18 protein-coding genes are annotated in these 21,074 nt (G+C 32.7%); 14 read left to right on the top strand and 4 right to left on the bottom strand.

The genetic code is table 11. The features are described 5' to 3' along the window. Positions 1-12: 12 nt before the first annotated feature. Positions 13-3,255: a DUF1553 domain-containing protein gene (locus tag AC2DZ0_RS02725; protein ID WP_484643512.1), complete on the bottom strand. Its 3,243-nt coding sequence runs from the start codon at positions 3,253-3,255 to the stop codon at positions 13-15. 155 nt (positions 3,256-3,410) lie between these two features. Between AC2DZ0_RS02725 and AC2DZ0_RS02720 the strand changes: the two genes are divergently transcribed. The 14 genes from AC2DZ0_RS02720 to AC2DZ0_RS02655 all read left to right on the top strand — a co-directional run bounded on the left by AC2DZ0_RS02720 (position 3,411) and on the right by AC2DZ0_RS02655 (position 16,163). After that, positions 3,411-4,271 carry a helix-turn-helix domain-containing protein gene (locus tag AC2DZ0_RS02720; RefSeq protein ID WP_484643511.1) on the top strand — a complete coding sequence of 287 codons (861 nt, stop codon included), beginning with the start codon at positions 3,411-3,413 and terminating at the stop codon, positions 4,269-4,271. A gap of 100 nt (positions 4,272-4,371) precedes the next feature. Continuing rightward, positions 4,372-5,010, top strand: a complete 639-nt coding sequence (locus AC2DZ0_RS02715) for a YggS family pyridoxal phosphate-dependent enzyme (protein WP_484643510.1) — start codon at positions 4,372-4,374, stop codon at positions 5,008-5,010. Positions 5,011-5,033: 23 nt separating this feature from the next. Next, positions 5,034-6,119 (top strand): exonuclease domain-containing protein, encoded by a 1,086-nt coding sequence (locus AC2DZ0_RS02710; protein ID WP_484643508.1) that lies wholly within the window; start codon positions 5,034-5,036, stop codon positions 6,117-6,119. A gap of 10 nt (positions 6,120-6,129) precedes the next feature. Further along, positions 6,130-6,948 carry an ion transporter gene (locus AC2DZ0_RS02705; protein WP_484643507.1) on the top strand — a complete coding sequence of 273 codons (819 nt, stop codon included), beginning with the start codon at positions 6,130-6,132 and terminating at the stop codon, positions 6,946-6,948. 3 nt (positions 6,949-6,951) lie between these two features. Beyond that, on the top strand, positions 6,952-7,872 hold the full coding sequence (miaA, locus tag AC2DZ0_RS02700) for a tRNA (adenosine(37)-N6)-dimethylallyltransferase MiaA (RefSeq protein ID WP_484643506.1): 921 nt from the start codon (positions 6,952-6,954) through the stop codon (positions 7,870-7,872). Positions 7,873-7,883: 11 nt separating this feature from the next. After that, positions 7,884-8,375 carry an acyl-CoA thioesterase gene (locus tag AC2DZ0_RS02695; RefSeq protein WP_484643504.1) on the top strand — a complete coding sequence of 164 codons (492 nt, stop codon included), beginning with the start codon at positions 7,884-7,886 and terminating at the stop codon, positions 8,373-8,375. Positions 8,376-8,464: 89 nt separating this feature from the next. Next, entirely contained in the window at positions 8,465-9,631 is a 1,167-nt protein-coding gene (locus AC2DZ0_RS02690; RefSeq protein ID WP_484643503.1) for a tetrahydrodipicolinate N-succinyltransferase N-terminal domain-containing protein, read from the top strand. Between the two features lie 241 nt (positions 9,632-9,872). Continuing rightward, entirely contained in the window at positions 9,873-11,630 is a 1,758-nt protein-coding gene (locus AC2DZ0_RS02685; protein ID WP_484643502.1) for a hypothetical protein, read from the top strand. A gap of 84 nt (positions 11,631-11,714) precedes the next feature. Next, complete coding sequence (locus AC2DZ0_RS02680; RefSeq protein ID WP_484643501.1) at positions 11,715-12,347, top strand: hypothetical protein; 633 nt, start codon at positions 11,715-11,717, stop codon at positions 12,345-12,347. A 56-nt stretch (positions 12,348-12,403) separates the two neighbouring features. Beyond that, positions 12,404-12,859 (top strand): SsrA-binding protein SmpB, encoded by a 456-nt coding sequence (gene smpB / locus AC2DZ0_RS02675; protein ID WP_484643500.1) that lies wholly within the window; start codon positions 12,404-12,406, stop codon positions 12,857-12,859. Next, positions 12,860-13,753 (top strand): UbiA family prenyltransferase, encoded by an 894-nt coding sequence (locus tag AC2DZ0_RS02670; RefSeq protein ID WP_484643498.1) that lies wholly within the window; start codon positions 12,860-12,862, stop codon positions 13,751-13,753. A gap of 2 nt (positions 13,754-13,755) precedes the next feature. Further along, positions 13,756-14,343, top strand: coding sequence for a Maf family nucleotide pyrophosphatase (locus tag AC2DZ0_RS02665; protein WP_484643497.1), 588 nt, complete (start codon positions 13,756-13,758; stop codon positions 14,341-14,343). Between the two features lie 131 nt (positions 14,344-14,474). Further along, entirely contained in the window at positions 14,475-15,446 is a 972-nt protein-coding gene (locus AC2DZ0_RS02660; protein ID WP_484491483.1) for a transketolase family protein, read from the top strand. 33 nt (positions 15,447-15,479) lie between these two features. Then, complete coding sequence (locus AC2DZ0_RS02655; protein ID WP_484643496.1) at positions 15,480-16,163, top strand: outer membrane beta-barrel protein; 684 nt, start codon at positions 15,480-15,482, stop codon at positions 16,161-16,163. Positions 16,164-16,233: 70 nt separating this feature from the next. Here AC2DZ0_RS02655 and AC2DZ0_RS02650 read toward each other — a convergent pair whose 3' ends face one another. The 3 genes from AC2DZ0_RS02650 to AC2DZ0_RS02640 form a co-directional block, all read right to left on the bottom strand. After that, positions 16,234-17,112 (bottom strand): hypothetical protein, encoded by an 879-nt coding sequence (locus AC2DZ0_RS02650; protein WP_484643494.1) that lies wholly within the window; start codon positions 17,110-17,112, stop codon positions 16,234-16,236. A gap of 177 nt (positions 17,113-17,289) precedes the next feature. Then, on the bottom strand, positions 17,290-17,970 hold the full coding sequence (locus AC2DZ0_RS02645) for a Crp/Fnr family transcriptional regulator (RefSeq protein ID WP_484491480.1): 681 nt from the start codon (positions 17,968-17,970) through the stop codon (positions 17,290-17,292). Positions 17,971-18,081: 111 nt separating this feature from the next. Then, on the bottom strand, positions 18,082-20,856 hold the full coding sequence (locus AC2DZ0_RS02640; protein ID WP_484643493.1) for a bifunctional aconitate hydratase 2/2-methylisocitrate dehydratase: 2,775 nt from the start codon (positions 20,854-20,856) through the stop codon (positions 18,082-18,084). Positions 20,857-21,074 lie beyond the last annotated feature (218 nt).

Here is a 21,074-nt window from a genome sequence, read left to right as displayed (position 1 = left end):
AGAAATAAACAATTATCTTTTAGTAATACTTGCGTCAGAATTCATAATGGTACTTGCAACTACTGCATTTGCTGCAACCAAAGCTTTATCATCTGAACTTGAAATTTTAAATTCTCCGGTATTCAACCAACCTTTCGTTTTATCAAGGTTTTTCTTAAATTTTTCATATTCGGTTTCTTGTAATTTTGATAGCACTTGTAATTCTCTATCCGAAATACTCCTACCTGTTAATTTCCTAAATGCTGATTGAATCCCTGTTTTCACATCACCTGTATCAGCCATATGCTTTCCTAACACACGAGAGGCTTCTACATAAGTAGGATCATTAAGGATTACCAGAGCTTGCAACGGCGTATTTGTTTTTTGTCTTCTAGAAGAACATAAGTCTCTGGTTGGTGCATCGAATGTTGCAATAGTGGGGTTTGGTACAGTACGTTTCCATATGGTATACATACTTCTTCTATAAAGACCTTCTAATCCATCTCTCACATAAGTATCTCCGTTTACCTTCCAAAGCCCATTGGGTTGGTAAGGACGTACACTTTTACCTCCAATTTCAGCATCCAATAAACCTGAAGCGAACAAAGCATTATCTCTTAGCATTTCTCCAGAAAGACGTGTAGCAGGACCTCTCGCTAACCATTTGTTTTCACCATCAAACTCTAATAATTCTTTAGACACCACAGAACTTTGTTGATAGGTATTCGAAAGCATAATTGTTTTATGCAGCGCTTTTACATCCCAACCAGAAGCAACAAAATTAACAGCTAACCAATCTAATAATTCAAGATGACTCGGAATTTCTCCTTGATTTCCAAAATCTTCTGAAGTATTTACAATTCCCCTTCCAAATAAATTCTGCCAATATCTATTTACGGTAACTCTAGCCGTTAAAGGATTGTCTCCATCTGTAATCCATTTTGCCAATCCTAATCTATTCTTTGGTAAAGATTCAGCCATTGGGAATATATCCTCAGGAGCATTCGGAAATACTTCTTCTGTAGGTGAATCGTAATTTCCACGATCTAATATATGAGTTTGTCTTGGTGACACTCTTTCTTTCATGACCATTATTTGTTGCACCTTATTCACACTATCCACATAAACCAAACGTTCCTTTTCTAACTTTTTCAACGCTTTTGCAAAAGGCTTTGATTTGGCTGACAAATAATAGGCTTCTAATAACGCTTTCTCTGAAGGATTTAAATTACCGACTGACTTTTTCTTCAAATCGTTCAATGCTTTGGTATCCGCAATTTGCATCACTTCAATAGCACTCAATTCTTTGTCAAAAACCAACAAATCATCAACTGTTGCACCCCGTATACCTTTTCCTCTCCAAACGGCACCAATTCGTAAACCTGGCTCCAACTTCGGGCTCTTTTTTCCATACAAACGTAAACCGTGGAAAATGATATCTTTATATAAGTTATCAAAGGAAGTTGTTGTTTTTAATTGCTTTCCATTCATATAGATTGACAATCCATCTGCCTTACTAGAACCATCATAAGTCATGGTAACTTGCACCCACTCCTCTTTAGGAATTTCATCAACCGATTCAATTACAATCGCATTATCAGGATACACATGAGCCAACAACGCTTCTAGTTTGTTATCTTTTATCTTTAAGTGATATCCTCTGAAACTATGTAATTCTGGACTATTCATTTTATGAAAGATCACTCCCGTTTCCAACTCCTTAGGAACAAAAACCTGAATTCCGATACTAAATGGTTGGTTGCGCTGAAAGATTCCTATTTTATCTAAATCCAACCAAGTATCTCCGTTTAACGCTAATCCATTTCCTCTTTTTCCTTGCTTTAGAATTACGGGCTCTTTTTTAACAAATTGCTGTCGCATTTGAATATTATTCTTTCCATTACCTCCAATTTTATTTATCAATTTCTTAGAGTCAAAATTAAATTCCGCAATCAGATTTGAAGGTCTTTGATGTGTTGAAATTGTTTTATGCTGATTTGATGCCAACCAATCTTTTGACTTTTTACTCTCTTTCAGTTTTACTTCTTCTGTAGTTTCGATTGTTTCATCTACCAAGTTTTCTAAGTATGCAATTACTTCCTCTTGTTTTTTCGTAGGCAACATCATTGCTGGCACAGGAGTAGCATTATCCCACGGAATCAACCCTGTTTCATCCACATTATTAAAAAAGCTGTACATCTCATAGTAATCTTTTTGTGAAATAGGATCATATTTATGATCATGACACTTCGCACAAGCATAAGAAAGGCCTAATAATCCTTGACTTACGGTTGCTGTTCTATCTGCAACATACTCCGACCTAAATTCTTCGTCTATAATCCCCCCCTCTAAATTTTGAGGATGCAATCTGTTAAAAGTGGTTGCCAAGCGTTGTTCTCTTGTCGGGTTTTCTAACAAATCACCTGCCAACTGCCATGTAACAAATTGATCATACGGCATATTTTCATTAAAGGCTTTTATAACCCAATCACGCCAAGGAGAAGTATCTCTATATCTATCGTTACTATAACCATGAGTATCTGCATATCTAGCGACATCCATCCAATCTAATGTCATACGTTCTCCATAGTGCGGTGAAGCTAGCAACCTATCTATTTGCTTTTCAAATGCATCTTCAGAAGTATCCGCTAAAAACGATTCAATTTCTTTTTCTGTTGGTGGAAGCCCAATCAAATCAAATGAGGCTCTACGCAATAATATCTCCTTATCCGCCTTTGGTGATGGTTTTAGTTTTAATTCCTCTAATTTTTCATAAATAAAATTATCCACTTCATTAAAAGGCTTTCCTTTAACCGCAGGAACCTCTGCCAATTCGGGCTTTACAAATGCCCAATGGTCTTTATATTCCGCCCCTTGATCAATCCACTTGACAAGAATCGCCTTTTCTTTATCTGTTAAAGAAAGATGAGATTCTGGAGTTGGCATAATGGTTTTAGCATCATCTGACAAAATTCTAGATACCAATTCACTTTTGTGAGATGCTTTAGGTACTATTGCATATTTACCTGGAGTCTCAGGAAGTTCTGCATATGAAAATTCAGGACTATGCAATTGTAAACCCGCGGAAATTTTTCCTTTATCTGGTCCGTGACACAAAAAACACTTATCCGACAATATTGGCTTTACATCTATGTTATAATCTAATTTTCCACTTAACGATTTATATTCTTCCGAAACAGATTCTGGTAAATCCGTACCACAAGAAATCATAATAAATGTTATAATTACAAGGTTTGTTAATTTTATTTTCATCATTGGTTTCATAAGTATGTTACAAAAATACCTTCGTTTCATTGTAAATTCCGTAAATATATCTGACAAAAAAATATACAAATCCGACTTTTTACTATATTTGGACTAGACAAACAAGGATATTTATCAGGTTTTAAAGAATTAATCAGAATTTTCTAATGAAAAAAAAACTCCAAGCTCTTCAGCTCACTTTATTAAATACGGCAAAAGTTAAACTGGATACCAATTGGGATTATAAGAATGTCATCAGTCCTTTTTCTAGGATGTATTACATCACTGAAGGTCATGCTACCGTTTACCATAACAACAAAGTATTTCACTTAATACCTGACCATATATATTTGATTCCAAGTTTTACACCTAGTAACTATTACTGCGACCATTATCATGAACAGATTTATTTATCATTTTTTGAAGAGCTAGGGGAAGGAATGTCTATTTACGACCATAATGATTTTATCTATGTAAACAAAGCTACCGAGCATGATTTGTATTTATTTGAAAGACTCATAAAAATCAACCCCAACAGAGAACTGATCAATAGCAACCCTCAAATATTAAAACATAGTTTATCTCCTGCTGACTTTTTTAAAGAAAATAATCAAATCACCGATTCAGATTACATCGAAACAAAAGGGATTCTATCTATTTTAATCGCAAGATTTATTCAAGGAAAAAAAACAATATCTAAAAAAAACACAAACAAAAATTTCAATCAAATTTTAAGATATATCAATTCTCATCTACAAGAACAACTTACGGTAAATCATTTAGCAGATTATTGCCACCTTAATCCTGATTATTTTTCAAGAATATTTAATAAAAAATACGGCAAGAGACCTATTAACTATATCAATAACATAAGAATAGAACGTGCCCAGTTTTTACTTTTAACTTCAGAAAAATCTTTAAAAGAAATAGCTGATAAAACAGGCTTTGAAAACATTTCTTATTTCTCTAAAACCTTTAAAAAAATAACCGGCACTACTCCTGCTCATTTCAGAAGAAACAACTCCTAACCATCTATAAAACCTATAAATGCATTAAAAAGTTCAAGTCCTTTAAAAACCATAATAATCAACTATATTTGCAGCAAATTGAATTCCAAATAAAATTGTAATGTCTATTAAAGAAAATCTTGGGAAGGTTTCGACCAGTATTCCTAAAATCGTAACGTTAGTTGCTGTTTCTAAAACAAAACCAAATTCATTTATTGAAGAAGCATATGCCTTTGGTCAACGTGTTTTTGGAGAGAATAAGGTGCAAGAAATGGTTGAAAAAGCAGCTGCATTACCTAAAGACATTCAATGGCATTTGATTGGTCATTTACAGAAAAACAAAGTAAAATATATTGCACCCTTTGTAACTTTAATTCATGGAGTAGATAGTTTATCAACTTTAAAAGAAATTAACAAGCAAGGAAAAAAGAATCAAAGAACCATAGAATGCTTACTACAAGCAAAAATTGCTACAGAAACTACGAAGTTTGGTTTAAGCTTTCAAGAAATTGAATCCATTCTTAACTCAGAAGAATTTAAACAACTAGAAAACGTCAAAGTCATAGGCCTTATGGGAATGGCTAGTTTTACAGAAGATAAAAATCAAATAAAGCAAGAATTTAATTCGTTGAAAAGGTTTTTTGACAAGACAAAATTGAGTACATTGTCTATGGGTATGAGTGGAGATTATAAATTGGCTATTGAAGAAGGCAGTACTATGGTACGCGTTGGAAGTGCTATTTTTGGATCAAGATCATAATTTTATTATCGTAAAAAAGATACATGTACGCAATTATAGATATAGAAACAACTGGAGGTAAATTTAACGAAGAAGGTATTACCGAGGTTGCTATCTACAGGTTTGATGGACATGAAATTGTTGATCAATTTATTAGTTTGGTTAACCCAGAAAGACCCATACAACCGTTTGTAGTCAATTTGACAGGAATCACAGAAAAAATGGTTCGAACCGCTCCGAAATTCCACGAGGTAGCAAAAAGAATTATTGAAATCACTCAAGATTGTGTTTTTATTGCACATAATACCAGCTTTGATTATAGAATTATTCGAACAGAATTTGGACGTTTAGGCTATGATTATTTCAGAGAAACCCTTTGCACGGTGGAATTAAGCAAAGAGTTGATTCCAGACATGCCTTCCTATAGTTTGGGGAAATTATGTAAATCCTTAGGAATTCCTATGAATGATAGACATAGAGCTAGTGGTGATGCTTTGGCAACAGTTAAATTATTTAAACTTTTGTTAGACAAAGATCTTGAGAAAAATATCACCAAAAGTTCTATTAAGGTAATTGCGGATAAGGAAGTAGTGATTCCAACAAAAATTTTAGATCATATTGATAAAACACCAACAACAACAGGACTGTTTTTTATCCATGATGAAGCAGGAACCGTTTTATATGTTGGAAAAAATAAAAACATAAAAAAAGGGATCAATCAATTGTATTTAAGAACTTCTAAAAAAACAAAAAACTTATTAAAACTGACCTACTCTATCAGTACTGAAGAGACAGGTAACGAATTGATTTCAGATCTTAAATTTATTGAAGCCAACAAAAAACACAAACCTAAATACAATACCAAAAGAAGAAAAAACATTCCCACTGTGGTGTTTAACAATGATAATATGATGTTGATCAACAAAGGAAGGCATCCTAATGAAAAATCAGTATTACTCATTGAAGATAATCAAATAGTTGGCTCAGCATTTATTGATTTAGCCCATCAAATAGAAAATATTGACATCGTTAAAACAATGATAAGTCCTATTGTTGATAATTTAACGACACGTTATATCACCAAGAAATTTTTAGAAAAAGGTAGACCCGAAAAAATAGTTCGCTTTTAAAACCTAAAAAATGAGTGCACAACAACATACTTGGAAATCCAAACTTCATGAGGTGATTTATGAAGCAGATACTCCTGCAGGAAAACTGTTTGATGTATTGCTATTGGTAACAATATTTACAAGTATTGTTCTGGTTATGCTAGAAAGTGTGCCCTCTATCAATGAAAAATACAACGTTATTTTTGATATTTCTGAATGGGTTATTACCGCTCTGTTTACCATAGAATATATTTTAAGAATTATTTCCATAAAAAAACCAAAGCACTATATATTTAGTTATTATGGCATCATTGATTTCTTATCTACTATTCCAAAATACTTGTCGTTAATTTTTGGTGGCGCCCATGCATTAATCGTTTTAAGATCTTTACGATTGCTAAGAATTTTCAGGGTTCTAAAAATAACAAGATATCTAGGAGAATCAAATCGCTTATTAGCAGCACTAAGAGAAAGCAAAGCCAAAATAACTGTTTTTGTATTTGCTGTTATAGTTATTTGTCTTATCCTTGGTAGTATCATGTATATCGTGGAAGCTGGAGAAGATAGTGGTTTTATAAGTATTCCAAGGAGTGTTTATTGGACTATCGTAACACTTACCACCGTGGGCTATGGAGATATTGCCCCAGTTACTACACTTGGACAATTTATTGCCTCTATTGTAATGATTTTAGGATATGGAATTATAGCAGTGCCCACAGGAATTGTTTCTGCAGAATACACTGCCCAGTTTAAAAAAACACATACCAATACTAAAACTTGTGAAACTTGTGGAACCGAAAAACACAATGACAACGCTAAGTTCTGCCATAATTGTGGTGATAAATTTTAATTTATGAATACCAAAAATTTAATAACTATTGTAGGGCCAACAGCCATTGGTAAAACAGCATTAAGTATCAAGCTTGCTAAACAGTACAATGCACCGATTATCTCTTGCGATTCAAGACAGTTTTACAAAGAAACTAAAATAGGCACCGCGGTTCCTACTAAAGAAGAACAAGCACAAGCCCCCCATTACTTTATTCAAGACCGTTCTATTTTTGATGACTATAATGTAGGACAATTTGAACGTGATGCTTTAGATAAATTAGAAGTTTTATTTGAAAAACACGAAGTTGTAATAATGGTTGGTGGTAGTGGATTATATGTAGATGCTGTACTTAAAGGACTTGATCATTTTCCTGAAATAAATCCAGAAGTTCGCAAACAGCTAAACAAAGACCTTGAAAAGAACGGAATCATTTCATTACAAGAAAGATTGAGACAATTAGACCCCGAAACTTATGATGCCATTGCATTAGATAATCCACACAGAGTAATCAGAGCCTTGGAAGTTTGTATTGGGAGTGGAAACACTTATTCCTCCTTTAAAAATAAACCAAAAACACCGAGAAACTTTAATACTGTAAAAATCGGGATCAAAGCAGATCGTGAAATTATCTATGACAGAATCAATCAACGTGTGGATATTATGATAAAGGAAGGGCTTTTAGATGAGGCTAAAGCAGTTTATCCACACAAAGAACTTAATGCATTACAAACCGTAGGATACCGGGAGTTATTTTCGTATTTTGATGGCACATACGACTTAGATTTTGCCATCTCTGAAATCAAAAAAAACACAAGAAGGTTTGCCAAAAGACAAATAACTTGGTTTAAAAAAGACCCGGAAACCATTTGGTTTGACTATCTTTCGGATACGAATATAATTTTTGAGGTTGTTTCTAAAAAATTAGCACCTCAAAACTCCTAAACACTGTAGATATGTCTCAACTTCCTAAGATTATTGAAAGTTCAAAAAAGATTAGATTTCAAGATTGTGATCCTTTCAACCATCTAAATAATGGTAGGTATGTAGATTATTATATCAATGCTCGTGAAGATCAGGTTTTAGAAAATTACGGAATTGATTTATTTAAAATCATCAAAGAAGAAGGTTTAGGCTGGGTTGTGGCTAACAACCAAGTGAGTTATCTTAAACCCGTTTTCACGATGGAAACTGTGGTGATAGAATCGCAACTTATAGGACATTCGCCAAAGCATTTACAAGTTGAAATGCGAATGTTTAATGCGGATAAAAGTATTTTAAAATCTGTTGCTTGGTTTTCTTTTGTTCCTTTTAATTTAAGAAAAAACAAGGTAGAACTTCACGAAGAAAAGTACTCAAAAATCTTTACCGAAGTTCTTTTAGAAATTCCGCAAAAAACATTCGAAGCAAGAGAATTATTCTTTCGATCTCAACAAAAAAGAAAATAAACTTCACTTCCCCAAAATTACAGTTTTCAAGGAATAAATATGTCTAAGTTTTAAGTATATTTGCGCTTGATAAAACAAAAGATTTCAAAATGAATACTGTAGAAAATTTTAAAGAATACGTACAAGATATAACTTCAAAAGAAGGATATGCTAAACCTTTAGCTTTTGGATTAGGAATTAGAAAATCAAAAGGAGATAAAACTTTAGATGTAAACTTCCCTTCAATAAACTGGGATAACGCCTTTGGAACAGCAGCTTTATTACAAGATGTTACAGGATACACTTCTTCGGAAAATGGATTTATTTCAGTTTCTAAGGAACAATTGCAAAAAGCCTTTGATAATTTTGCAGCATTTCATTCTGAAATTGAAAAACACCCTAATATTGTTTTAATCAAACAATTATTGGATAATTATAATCAACCTGAAGGATACCAAACAATTGATGTTGTAGCGTATTTCTTATTTGATAAAGATACGGCTGTAGAAAACGCTGTTGAAGCTTACTTTAAATTACAATGTTTATCTCAATTACACGTAAAACCTCATGGATTGTCTTTAGAGGGTGTATTTGGAAAATTAAACAATGTTGCTTGGACGAATCAAGGACCTATTTTACCTGAGGACTTAAGTGCTGAAAGAATTAAGGCTACTTTTAAAGGAGAAAGTCTAAATGTAACTCATGTAGATAAATTTCCATATATGGTTGATTACCATGTACCGAACGGAGTAAGAATCGCCTCAGCATCTCAAGTAAGATTAGGAGCACATGCTGCAGAAGGAACAACAGTAATGCCAGCAGGATATATTAACTTTAACGCAGGTACTTTAGGAAACGCTATGATTGAAGGTAGAGTTTCTGGAGGAGTTGTTGTTGGACATAATTCTGATTTAGGTGGTGGAGTATCTATCATGGGAACTTTATCAGGAGGTAATAAAAATGTAATTTCTATAGGGGATAAATGTTTATTAGGGGCTAACTCTGGTACAGGAATTTCTCTTGGTTTTGGATGTACTATTGCTGCAGGTGTTTACGTTACAGCTGCTGCTAAAGTATGGTTGTACGATGAAAATAAAAAACCTATTGATATCAATGGAACTTCTGTAGAAGAAGGACAAAACATTGTAAAAGGAGCAGAATTAAATGGTAAGGATAAATTATTATTCTTAGTAGATAGCACTAACGGTCATTTAGTTTGTAGACCTAATCCTAAAACAATTGAATTGAACGAAAGCCTTCATACTTCAAACGATTAATTGAAATATTCAAACTCATAAAAAGCCACACTATTTTTTTAGTGTGGCTTTTCTTTTTCACAACAAAAAACCCATAGATCGATTTAGTAACATAAATATACAACTCTTTTCCCATCAAAAAAATGATAACAGTCATGTTTTTAGACTATTATTGAAATTTATTTAGATCATCATATGATATTTATCATAGATTTTTTTTCTTTATTCCAACAACTTTGTATAAAATTAAAGAACTTAAATAATGACTAAAAAAACATCTACACACTCATTTCACATACCTGTGATGGGTTTAGCGTTTACTGTTGATAGCCCTATAAAAATTGCTAAATATGGAATCTCATCGGTTGTTTCTATTGTTGACGACATTCTGATAGAAAACATGAATTCTTTTTATAGTGAAAAATACAGTTTACCATTCAAGAAATATTCAACAAAAGATCCAGAAGCAAGATCAAACAGAATTACTTCTTATCTGAATAATATGGATACTATTGTGAAACAAAAATTTCATGATTTCAAGTTGTCTTTAACAGAAAAAAAAGAAGCGCTAGATAATTACTTAGATTTACTGCCAGACATTTCTGAGGTTAAAAAAAGTCTTGTTCAAATGGTGGAAAATAACACGCCTAAAGAGGTCATTCAAAATTGGATTCAAGAAAACTTAGCACCAGGAAGTATTGATGTGAACATAATGACCAAATTGGACAACGGACGTATGCATAAAAACGAGCCACTTCCCTCCCACTACAATGATGCACACACCGCTTTAAAAGGTTTTGCTGAGAGTACTTTAAAGTCTTCCATCGTATTATCAGCAGGAATGAACCCTAGACTATATAGCTATTTTGAACAATTTGAAGACTTTTACCCAAATGAGTTGGATCAGTTAAACAAAAAAATAATCTTGAAAGTTAGCGACTACAGATCGGCAACTATTCAGGGAATGTTTTTCGCTAAAAAAGGATTGTGGGTTTCTGAATATAGAATTGAATCAGGTTTGAACTGTGGTGGACATGCCTTCGCGACAGAGGGACTATTATTGGGACCAATTTTAGACACTTTCACAGAAAACAAACAAAGTTTAATAGAAAACACGTTCGAAACCTATAAGGCAGCCTTAGAAGCCAAGGGGAAACATGTTCCAGCAAAGCCATTAGATATTGAGATTACTGTTCAAGGAGGAGTTGGTACCGCTAGTGAACATCAATTTTTACTTGACAACTATGATGTCAATTCTGTAGGATGGGGATCACCCTTTTTATTAGTGCCAGAGGCAACTACCGTAGACCCGGATACCTTGGAGGTACTATCTAAAGCCAAAGAAGAAGATTTATACTTAAGTAATATTTCACCTTTAGGTGTCCCTTTTAATAGTGTCAAAGGGGTATCCAATGACGCCTATAAACTTTCTAAGTTAAAAAATGACAATATAGGTAGCCCTTGTCCTAAAAAATTCTTGGCTCTGAATAGAGATGAAAATGGAAAATCAATTTGTACTGCCTCTCAAAAGTTTCAAAATGCTGAAATTGAAAAATTAAAATCTGAGAATTTAACACCAGAACAATACAAAGATAAATTTGTAAAAATCACAGAAAAATCATGCTTATGTATTGGGCTAGCAAATGCTGGTTTGATTGAACATGAAATAGAATCTAAAGATAAAAAAGCCGGAGTTTTGGTATGCCCAGGACCTAATATCGCTTACTTTAACAAAAAGGTATCTTTAAAAAATATGGTGCAACATATCTATGGGAAAGCGGCTAATTTAACACCTATATCAAGACCCAATATGTTTGTGAAAGAACTGGAGATGTATGTTCAATATTTCAATGAAAAATATGAACAATTTAAAATCAGTCCTGACAAGAAACAGGAAAAATACCTGAATAAATTCAATAAAAACCTGAATGAAGGTATTTTATATTACAAATCTATTTTTAAGGATGCTGATTTCATTAACGCTTTTACATCTTTAGAAGCAAAAGTACAGACATTCTAAAAAAAGAGAAATCATTTTTTATCAAGCCATCAGTTTTATAACTGATGGTTTTTTTTTATCTTTGAATTCCCCTAAGAATTATTTATGAAACCTAATAAACGTAGTAAAAATGGATTGCTCTCAGCTTTTAAAGCTATGTTTATAGATGATTTTGAAAAGAAGCAAACATTTTACAAAAACTTCACAAAAGAATTCGATTTAGAGTTTTTCAAAAAAAACTTTAAACAAAACGAATTGGTATTGCTTTCACCTAATGAACTAAAATTTAATAATTTTATTGATTTTAAAACAACAACCTCAGAATTTATAAATCTTTTAGGAAGACCAAAATTCAGTGAAGTTTCGGATAAAAATCCTAATATAAAAAACTTTGTTTTCAAGGCTAAAGTAGCTGGTATTGGTACCCGATGTAGTGTGATCTTTCATAAAAATAAATTAGTTCTTTTCAACTATGTATTTCCTAACCTAGATAAAAAGCAAAAGCAAATTCTTAAAGACTACAGCGTAGAAAAATTTGGAAACCAACTTAACAAAAACAAGTATCAAATTATTGACTCTAAAAAAAACAGTTTATTTATTTTAGAAAAAAATAATTCGATGATTTTTAATTTCTACGCTCCTTCTAAAAGCCTGAGAAAAACTTTTGATTGTAAGCCAAAAGAGAAAAAAGTAATTTCTTTAAAAGAGGTAAAAAAATTAAAATCCTCTAACGAATAAGCTTTTTAAAATAAGTACATTCATATTCCTTAGATATTAATTACATTTGCAAAACCATGCAAAAGAACATCAATATACAAAACAAAAAAGCCCGCTTTGAGTATGAAATACTGGAGACCTATACCGCAGGTATTCAGTTAACCGGTACAGAAATAAAATCTATTCGTCAAAGCAAAGCTAGAATAACAGAAAGTTTCTGTGAGTTTAATGATCAATTAGAACTCTTTGTTATCAATATGTATATTGAGGAATATACTTATGGTCATTCTTACAATCACAAGCCTAAAAATTCTCGTCGTTTATTATTGAACAAAAAAGAATTAAAAAAACTTGAGAAGCAGGTAAAAAATGTTGGACTTACTATCGTTCCTTTAAAATTATTTATCACAGACAAAGGGTGGGCAAAACTAAATATCGCTTTGTGTAGAGGTAAAAAACTACATGACAAACGAAATACTTTAAAAGACAGAGATAACAAAAGAGACCTCGCTAGAATTAAAAAGAATTTCTAAATGAAACAAGTTTTTCTGTGGTTACATATAATTCGATGGAAAAATTTACTACTACTTCTTTTTTGTCAACTCCTTATTAAATACAGGGTTTTTACTTTTTATAACACAAGCCAAAACCTAACTGACATCGAGTTCTTTTTATTGGTTTTTAGTGTTTTAACTATTGCAGCAGCAGGTTACATTATCAATGATTTTTTTGATATTGAATGTGATAAAATTAACAAACCTGACAAGGTATATATCCCTCATAAAATATCAATAAAGGAATCTAAAATTACCTATGGTATTCTTTCTGTTTTAGGTATCATTTCTGGAAGTATTTTATCCATTCATAACAATAAACCCCTTCATATATTTACCTTTTTAGGAATTGTTTTATTGCTATACTTATATTCTTATGGCTTAAAAAAAATAGCTTTGATTGGGAATATAGTTATTGCAAGCCTGATCTGTTTTACCTTAATTTTATTGATCTCATTTGAAACTTACTTGACCAGTACAAATGAAGGAGTTTTATTAATAATACATTTTGCTTATTTTTCTTTTTTTATAAATATTTTTAGAGAAATTATTAAAGATCTCGAAGATCAAAAAGGAGACTTTAATGCCAAAATGAAAACACTTCCCATAGTTTTAGGCAGAGATAGAACGGTAAAACTGCTACTTATTTTTTCTTTTATACCTATCTATTTTGTGATCAATTTTGGATTACGAAATCTAGAGAGTAACCTTACTACCCAAATCATATATTTTCTTATTATTGCCCTTCCCTATTTTATATACTTGTATAAATTATATATTGCAAAAAGTAAAAAAGACTTTACTTGGTTGAGCAATTTCCTAAAAGTTATTTTAGGTTTTGGATTACTTTTATTATTCATTATTACAACATAATTATGTTACAAAAATTAACGGAAAAATTTAATATAATTCTAGCTTCTGGTTCCCCTAGACGACAGCAGTTTTTTAAAGATTTAAAAATACCTTTTACGGTTCAATTATTTAATGTAGAGGAAATTTATGATCCTATATTGAAGAGAGAAGAAATTACAAATTTCTTAGCTGAATTAAAGGCAGAGCCTTTTGAAAATATTATAAATAAAAACGATTTGATTATTACCTCCGATACCATTGTTTGGTTTGAAGACAAGGCGCTCGAAAAACCAAAAAACAAACAGGAATCTTTTGACATGCTTAGATCCCTGTCTGGTAAAAGTCACGAAGTTATTAGCTCCATCAGTTTCAAAACGATAAACAAAATTCACACACTGCATGATGTTACAAAGGTTTACTTCAAAGAATTCACAGATGATGAAATTCAATTTTACATCGATACCTACCAGCCATTTGATAAAGCAGGAAGTTATGGAATTCAAGAGTGGTTAGGATACATTGGGGTTGAAAAAATAGAAGGAAATTATTCAAATGTTATGGGACTTCCCCTCCACAAATTGTACGATTTTCTAAAAAACAAAGTACTTTAACAACGCTATTTTATGCTTTTTTTAGCCTCAGAAATCAGTCTAAAAAACACAATGAAAAAGTTGGAAATAAAAATTCTTAAAACTATAAAAAATAACTACTTTTGTGCCATACTAATAGTAGATAATATATAATGAAAAAATACACTTTTACTGAGCAAAAAGATACTCGTTCTGGTTTTGGAGCTGGTTTAGCAGAATTAGGAAGAACAAACCCAAATGTAGTAGCATTATGTGCTGATTTGATTGGTTCTTTGAAAATGGATAAATTTATTGAAGAGAACCCTGAACGTTTTTTTCAAATCGGAATTGCTGAGGCAAACATGATTGGAATTGCTGCAGGTCTTACTATTGGTGGTAAAATTCCATTTACTGGTACTTTTGCTAACTTTTCAACAGGTAGAGTTTACGATCAAATTCGTCAATCTGTTGCTTATTCTGATAAAAATGTAAAAATTTGTGCATCTCACGCAGGTTTAACTTTAGGAGAAGATGGTGCTACACACCAAATTTTAGAAGATATCGGTTTGATGAAAATGTTGCCTGGTATGACTGTAATCAACACTTGTGATTACAATCAAACAGAAGCTGCAACAATTGCAATCGCAGAACACGATGGTCCTGTTTATTTACGTTTTGGTCGTCCGGTAGTACCAATCTACATGCCTAAACATACGGATACAGAACACGAAAATAAATTTGTAATAGGGAAAGCAATTAAATTAACTGAAGGTGCTGATGTAACCATAGTAGCAACAGGACATTTAGTATGGGAGGCATTGCAAGCATCTGAGCAATTAGAAGAACTTGGAATCTCTGCTGAAGTATTAAACATGCATACCATCAAACCTTTAGATGCTGCTGCAGTATTAGAATCCGTTGCTAAAACAGGATGTATTGTTACTGCTGAAGAGCACAACTACATTGGTGGATTAGGAGAAAGTATTTCTGGTGTTTTAGCTAAAAACAACCCTATTCCTCAAGAATTTGTTGCTGTTAATGATAGTTTTGGTGAATCAGGAACTCCTGCACAATTGATGGAAAAATACGGATTGAACGACAAAGCAATTGTTGCAGCTGTTCAAAAAGTGATCAAGAGAAAATAACTATATTTACATAGTAACCTAAAAAAACTTAATATGAAAAAAGTACTTTTGGCTGTTGCCTTCGTTTTCGGAGCACTGCAATTTTCGAACGCACAAGTTAGTTATGGTATAAAAGCCGGAATGAATTTTGACGTAAATAGTGAAGCATCTAGTTATATAAATTTACCCGATGGTTTCAATCTTACCACTGAAAGTGGAAATGGTGGATTTCATGCAGGTGCATGGTTACGTGTAAAAATTCCGGTTTTAGGTTTATACGTGCGTCCTGAAGTAATTTATACGGATTTAACTAGTACTTATAATTTGAATACATCGTTGTCTGGATTTGAATCAAATAAAATAGAGAACTCATTAACTAAAATTGATGTTCCTGTTTTATTAGGATTGAAATTTTTAAAATTCGGTAATGTATTTTTAGGACCAAACATTCAATATTTACAGAAAGCCAACTCTAAATTTATTAGCAGTGATGAGACTATAAACGAATTGTTATCAAATGATACAATCGATGAAGAGTTTTCTGTAGGTTTAGTAATCGGTGCAGGTGTAGAATTCTGGAAATTAGGATTAGATGTTCGTTTTGAAACAGGTTTTGTTTCACCTGAAACTACTGATATTTCTTCTATTACAAACCCTGAAGACCTTAAACCTTTGGTAGACGCCTTAACAGGTCAAAAACCTAACCAGGTAATTGTAGGTTTATCATATAAATTCTAAAAATAAGTAGAATTAAAAAAAGGGAATCCATTGGATTCCCTTTTTTTTTGATTTAAACTTTAATATTAGATTATCTCCATACACTTCCTGTTGGAAAGCTAGCTGTCACATTATCATTCATCGTATGTAACGTTGGCGCTGTTTCTTGACCTACTGTTACCACCAATGGCTTAAGCGTAAAAGGAGCTGCACTATTATCTGGATAAGGTTCTATAGAAATTACAGCTGTTTTACCTCTAACATCTAAAGGAAAAGTAACCCCATTCGGAGCATTTTCTAAAAAGTCTTCTCCAGGATATGCCGGTGTACCATCAGCACCACTATAAGGAGCCATCTCGTCTGCCATATCTACTGCAGTAAAAGTTCCTGTAGTAAGAGGAGTTCCATCGGCAACAACCCAACCTTCATACTTCCACCCTGACGCTAACGTTGGCAAAGTCAATCCGGCTGTTGCAGGGTCTCCAGGTTTCATAAACCAAATCCCACTTTCATTATTCATTGTGTTTGTGCTATTATCTGAAGGTGTTGCTAAAACAAATTGTCCTGCAATACCAGAAAAATCTGCAATGATTCCAGTTGATAAAGTAGCTGAACTTCCACTAAAATCACCTACTAAGTATTTTGTAGCAGCTGGGGCAGGATCGGTATCGTTTGCTGGTTCAATACTTAAAACAAATTTGGTTGCATTTGCCAATTGTGTTTTGTCTACATCAAATTTTGTTTGTGACAATGCACCTTCGGCATTCACACTAAAAACACCTGTTGTTACTGGAGTTCCGTTCACAATAATCCAACCTTCATACTTATAATCATCACCAAGATCATTTAAACCATCAATATCTAATGTAATTTGTGACGTTGAAATTTCTTCTCCCCCTTCATCATCGTTACACGACATGAATGCTGTACTACAAGCTAATAAAGCAATTGCTATTTTTTTCTGTATCATTTTGTTAAGTTTTAAAATTATACTTCAAATTTAAAACCTATCAAAATATTTAAATGTTAGCTAGCTAACATTAAGCGATTTTTTTTAAAATTATTTTTTTTGGCTGATATACGATAGCAACTTTTATTTCTTTTTAAATAGCCTCAAATCCATATAATAAGGATTAAAAAAAGAAGTTTAATTTACTTGTAGTGATAAATTTTGAAAAACAAATTGATTTCGTTCAAATAAAAAACCACCAGCATCTTTCAGCTGATTCATAATAATATTTAAAGTAGGTCTAGAGGTCCCAATGAGACTAGCAATATCCTTTTGCGTATAAGGATGCTTTACAATGGTATCTCCTGTTTTTGGACAACAATAACCGTATTCTTTTTTTAAATCTTCTAAAAAAGCTACTACCCTTTCCGTACTATCTTTATATAATAGCAGTTCCAAACGTCGTTCTAGTTTTTTAAATCTAAAATTTAAAAATTTATAAACACTCGTGGTTAAATTTTGATTATCCCGCATTAAATCATGCAATACAGGAATCCCGATCGGGCATATAGAAGTTTTATTATCAATAGATTGGGCAAATTCATTTCGTCTTTCTTGCCCTAAAATTGCTTTTTCTCCAAACAATTCTCCTTTTGTCAAAATCGCCTTTACCACTTCTTCCCCGTCTTCCGTATAGTATCCTATTTTAACTTTCCCTTTTTCTATCAGATATACTTTATTTGCTGCATCTTCAGAAAAATAAACATATTCACTTTTCTTGTAAAGATCAAATTCATGACAGCTTTTATACTCTTTAAATTTATGAGGACATAATTTCTGAAATAGATTGATATTTTCTAGGAACCAAATATTTGACATCGTACAGTTTTTTATTATTTCAAGACGAGAATAAATACAGAACCTTACAATAAAAATCAAAAAAGCCTGAGTACAAACTCAGGCTTTTAAAAATTATAAAATCAATTCTAATTAAAGAACTAACAACTTACTTGAAGGTTTGAACTTTGTTAAGTTTATTCCTTCAACAGCCGCTTGGTATTCTTCTAAATTTGGTGTTCTACCTAAAATTGTAGACAACACAACAACAGGTGTAGATGATAATAAAGATTCTCCTTTCTTCTCACCAGAATCTTTTACAACTCTTCCTTGGAACAAACGAGTAGATGTTGCCATAACCGTATCACCTGGTTCTGCTTTTTCTTGGTTACCCATACAAAGGTTACAACCTGGACGCTCTAGGTACAACATGTTTTCATATTTTGTACGTGCAGCTCCTTTTGGATCATTGTCATCAAATTCAAAACCAGAATATTTTGTCAATACTTCCCAGTCTCCTTCTTCTTTCAACTCATCTACAATATTGTATGTAGGAGGCGCTACCACTAATGGTGCTTTGAATTCAACTTTTCCTTGCTGAGCTTCAATGTTTTTTAACATTTGAGCCAAGATTTTCATATCTCCTTTATGCACCATACATGATCCAACAAACCCTAAATCAACAGTTTTTGTTCCTCCGTAGAATGATAATGGACGAATAGTATCGTGTGTATAACGTTTAGATACATCTTCATTATTTACATCTGGATCAGCAATCATTGGTTCTAAAACTTCATCCAAATCAACCACAACTTCTGCATGGTATTTTGCATTAGAATCAGGTCTCAATGCTGGCTTCGCACCAGATTTGATTTCTTCAATTCTCGCATCAGCCTTGTCAACTAATCCTTTAAGAACTTGTTTTTCATTATCCATACCTTTCTCAATCATGATCTGGATACGTCCTTTTGCAATCTCTAAAGATTCTATCAAAGTAGCATCTTCAGAAATACAGATAGAAGCTTTTGCTTTCATCTCAGCCGTCCAGTCAGTAAATGTAAACGCTTGATCTGCTGTTAAGGTACCAATGTGAACTTCAATGATTCTTCCTTGGAATACATTTTCTCCACCAAACTGCTTTAACATTTGCTGTTGTGTAGCATGAACAACATCACGGAAATCCATATAACCTTTCATTTCTCCTTTGAAGGTTACTTTTACAGATTGTGGTATTGGCATTGTAGCTTCTCCTGTCGCCAATGCTAAGGCAACAGTTCCTGAATCAGCACCAAAAGCAACACCTTTAGACATACGTGTATGCGAATCTCCTCCAATAATAATATCCCAATCACCAACGGTAATATCATTCAATACTTTATGAATTACATCAGTCATTGCATGGTAATTCCCTTTAGGGTCACGTGCAGTAATCAAACCAAAGTCATTCATAAATTTCATCAATCTAGGAATATTTGCTTTTGATTTATTATCCCAAACAGAAGCCGTATGACATCCTGATTGGTATGCTCCATCAACGATTGGAGAAATAACTGTTGCAGCCATAGATTCCAGCTCCTGAGAAGTCATCAAACCAGTAGTATCTTGAGATCCTACAATATTAACTTCTACTCGAACATCAGAACCTGCATGTAAGGTTTTACCCGGAGTATTTCCTACTGCATTTTTATTAAATATTTTTTCTACCGCCGTCAATCCTTGTCCTTCCACAGAGATTTCTTTAGAAGGAGCAAATACTGTAGGAACATCAATTCCTAGAGTTTTAGCAGCAAACGTTTGAATTTTTTTACCAAATACAACGGCATAAGATCCACCTGCTTTGATAAACTCAACTTTTTGAGGAGTTAAAGCTGCAGAAATATCTTTTACCGCTTTTCCGTCTTTATAAAGTTGTTTTTCTTTAGTATTAATAGTCAAAACAGTTCCTGTTTCAACAGAATAATTTTCTTTTAATACTGGTTCTCCTTCTTCGTCAACAATTACATTCCCGTCAGCATCATATTGTTTTACCCAGTTTTGTAAATCTATTCCAATACCTCCAGTTACCCCAACAGTAGTTAAGAAAATTGGAGAAATACCATTTGTTCCAGCAATTACCGGAGCAATATTAATAAAAGGTACATAAGGACTTGCTTGAATCCCTGTCCATAACGCAACGTTATTCACACCAGACATTCTAGAAGAACCAACTCCCATTGTTCCTTTTTCTGCTACTAACATCACACGCTTATTTGGGTGTTGTGCTTTCAACGCACTAAGTTCTTTTTGCATTTCTTTATTATGCTCAAAAAGACACTGACCATGTAACTCACGATCTGAACGTGAATGTGCATCAGCACCAGGAGATAATAAATCTGTTGAGATATCACCAACACCTGCGATGTAAGTTACAATCTCTATTTCTTCTTCTACCTCAGGTAAAGTTGTAAAGAATTCACCCTTTGCATAACTCTCTAATAAGTCTTTTGCAATTTCGTTTCCTTCTTTATAAGCAGCCTCTAAACGTTCCGTATCTGCTTCATATAAGAATACTTGTGTTTTTAAAACTTTAGCAGCTTCCACAGCGATTGCTTCATTGCTCAAAGCTAAATCCAACAATACTTCTACAGAAGGACCTCCTTTCATATGAGACAACAATTCTAAAGCAAAACTTGGAGTAATCTCTTTTACTTCAGAGGTTCCAAGAATAATTTCTTTTAAAAATTTTGCTTTTACACCAGCAGCACTTGTTGTACCCGGTACAACATTATAAATGAAAAAGTTAAGAGAATCTTCTCTGTTTTCATTATTTAAATCTTTAATTTGAGAAATAATTTCGCTCAATAATTCAGCTCCATCAATCGGTAAGGCATGTAACCCCTGACCTTTTCTTTCCTCGATCTGCTTAATGTAATCGTTGTATATGCTCATAATATATTAGGAATTTATAGTTTTAGCATCTCATCCAATGCATAAAATGCTATAGCTATCTATTTGTTAAATAATTTGTTGCGAAATTACAAAATATAGCTTGTATTTAAAAGAGGTCTTGCTATGATATCAATGAAATTATAAATATAAATGAGATTAGAATTTTAAGAATACTTAAATTATAAATATTCTCAATAAACCTGATTAATTTTACGAAT

It is taken from the genome of Flavicella sp. IMCC45668 (assembly GCF_057219105.1).
Note: the sequence above shows the minus strand (reverse complement) of the source record. Positions and strands in the feature narration are given on the sequence as shown.

Coding starts and splice junctions, on each gene's coding strand:
- AC2DZ0_RS02725 (WP_484643512.1), bottom strand. CDS start 3,255: ATGATGAAAATAAAATTAACAAACCTTGTAATTATAACATTTATTATG.
- AC2DZ0_RS02720 (WP_484643511.1), top strand. CDS start 3,411: ATGAAAAAAAAACTCCAAGCTCTTCAGCTCACTTTATTAAATACGGCA.
- AC2DZ0_RS02715 (WP_484643510.1), top strand. CDS start 4,372: ATGTCTATTAAAGAAAATCTTGGGAAGGTTTCGACCAGTATTCCTAAA.
- AC2DZ0_RS02710 (WP_484643508.1), top strand. CDS start 5,034: ATGTACGCAATTATAGATATAGAAACAACTGGAGGTAAATTTAACGAA.
- AC2DZ0_RS02705 (WP_484643507.1), top strand. CDS start 6,130: ATGAGTGCACAACAACATACTTGGAAATCCAAACTTCATGAGGTGATT.
- miaA (WP_484643506.1), top strand. CDS start 6,952: ATGAATACCAAAAATTTAATAACTATTGTAGGGCCAACAGCCATTGGT.
- AC2DZ0_RS02695 (WP_484643504.1), top strand. CDS start 7,884: ATGTCTCAACTTCCTAAGATTATTGAAAGTTCAAAAAAGATTAGATTT.
- AC2DZ0_RS02690 (WP_484643503.1), top strand. CDS start 8,465: ATGAATACTGTAGAAAATTTTAAAGAATACGTACAAGATATAACTTCA.
- AC2DZ0_RS02685 (WP_484643502.1), top strand. CDS start 9,873: ATGACTAAAAAAACATCTACACACTCATTTCACATACCTGTGATGGGT.
- AC2DZ0_RS02680 (WP_484643501.1), top strand. CDS start 11,715: ATGAAACCTAATAAACGTAGTAAAAATGGATTGCTCTCAGCTTTTAAA.
- smpB (WP_484643500.1), top strand. CDS start 12,404: ATGCAAAAGAACATCAATATACAAAACAAAAAAGCCCGCTTTGAGTAT.
- AC2DZ0_RS02670 (WP_484643498.1), top strand. CDS start 12,860: ATGAAACAAGTTTTTCTGTGGTTACATATAATTCGATGGAAAAATTTA.
- AC2DZ0_RS02665 (WP_484643497.1), top strand. CDS start 13,756: ATGTTACAAAAATTAACGGAAAAATTTAATATAATTCTAGCTTCTGGT.
- AC2DZ0_RS02660 (WP_484491483.1), top strand. CDS start 14,475: ATGAAAAAATACACTTTTACTGAGCAAAAAGATACTCGTTCTGGTTTT.
- AC2DZ0_RS02655 (WP_484643496.1), top strand. CDS start 15,480: ATGAAAAAAGTACTTTTGGCTGTTGCCTTCGTTTTCGGAGCACTGCAA.
- AC2DZ0_RS02650 (WP_484643494.1), bottom strand. CDS start 17,112: ATGATACAGAAAAAAATAGCAATTGCTTTATTAGCTTGTAGTACAGCA.
- AC2DZ0_RS02645 (WP_484491480.1), bottom strand. CDS start 17,970: ATGTCAAATATTTGGTTCCTAGAAAATATCAATCTATTTCAGAAATTA.
- AC2DZ0_RS02640 (WP_484643493.1), bottom strand. CDS start 20,856: ATGAGCATATACAACGATTACATTAAGCAGATCGAGGAAAGAAAAGGT.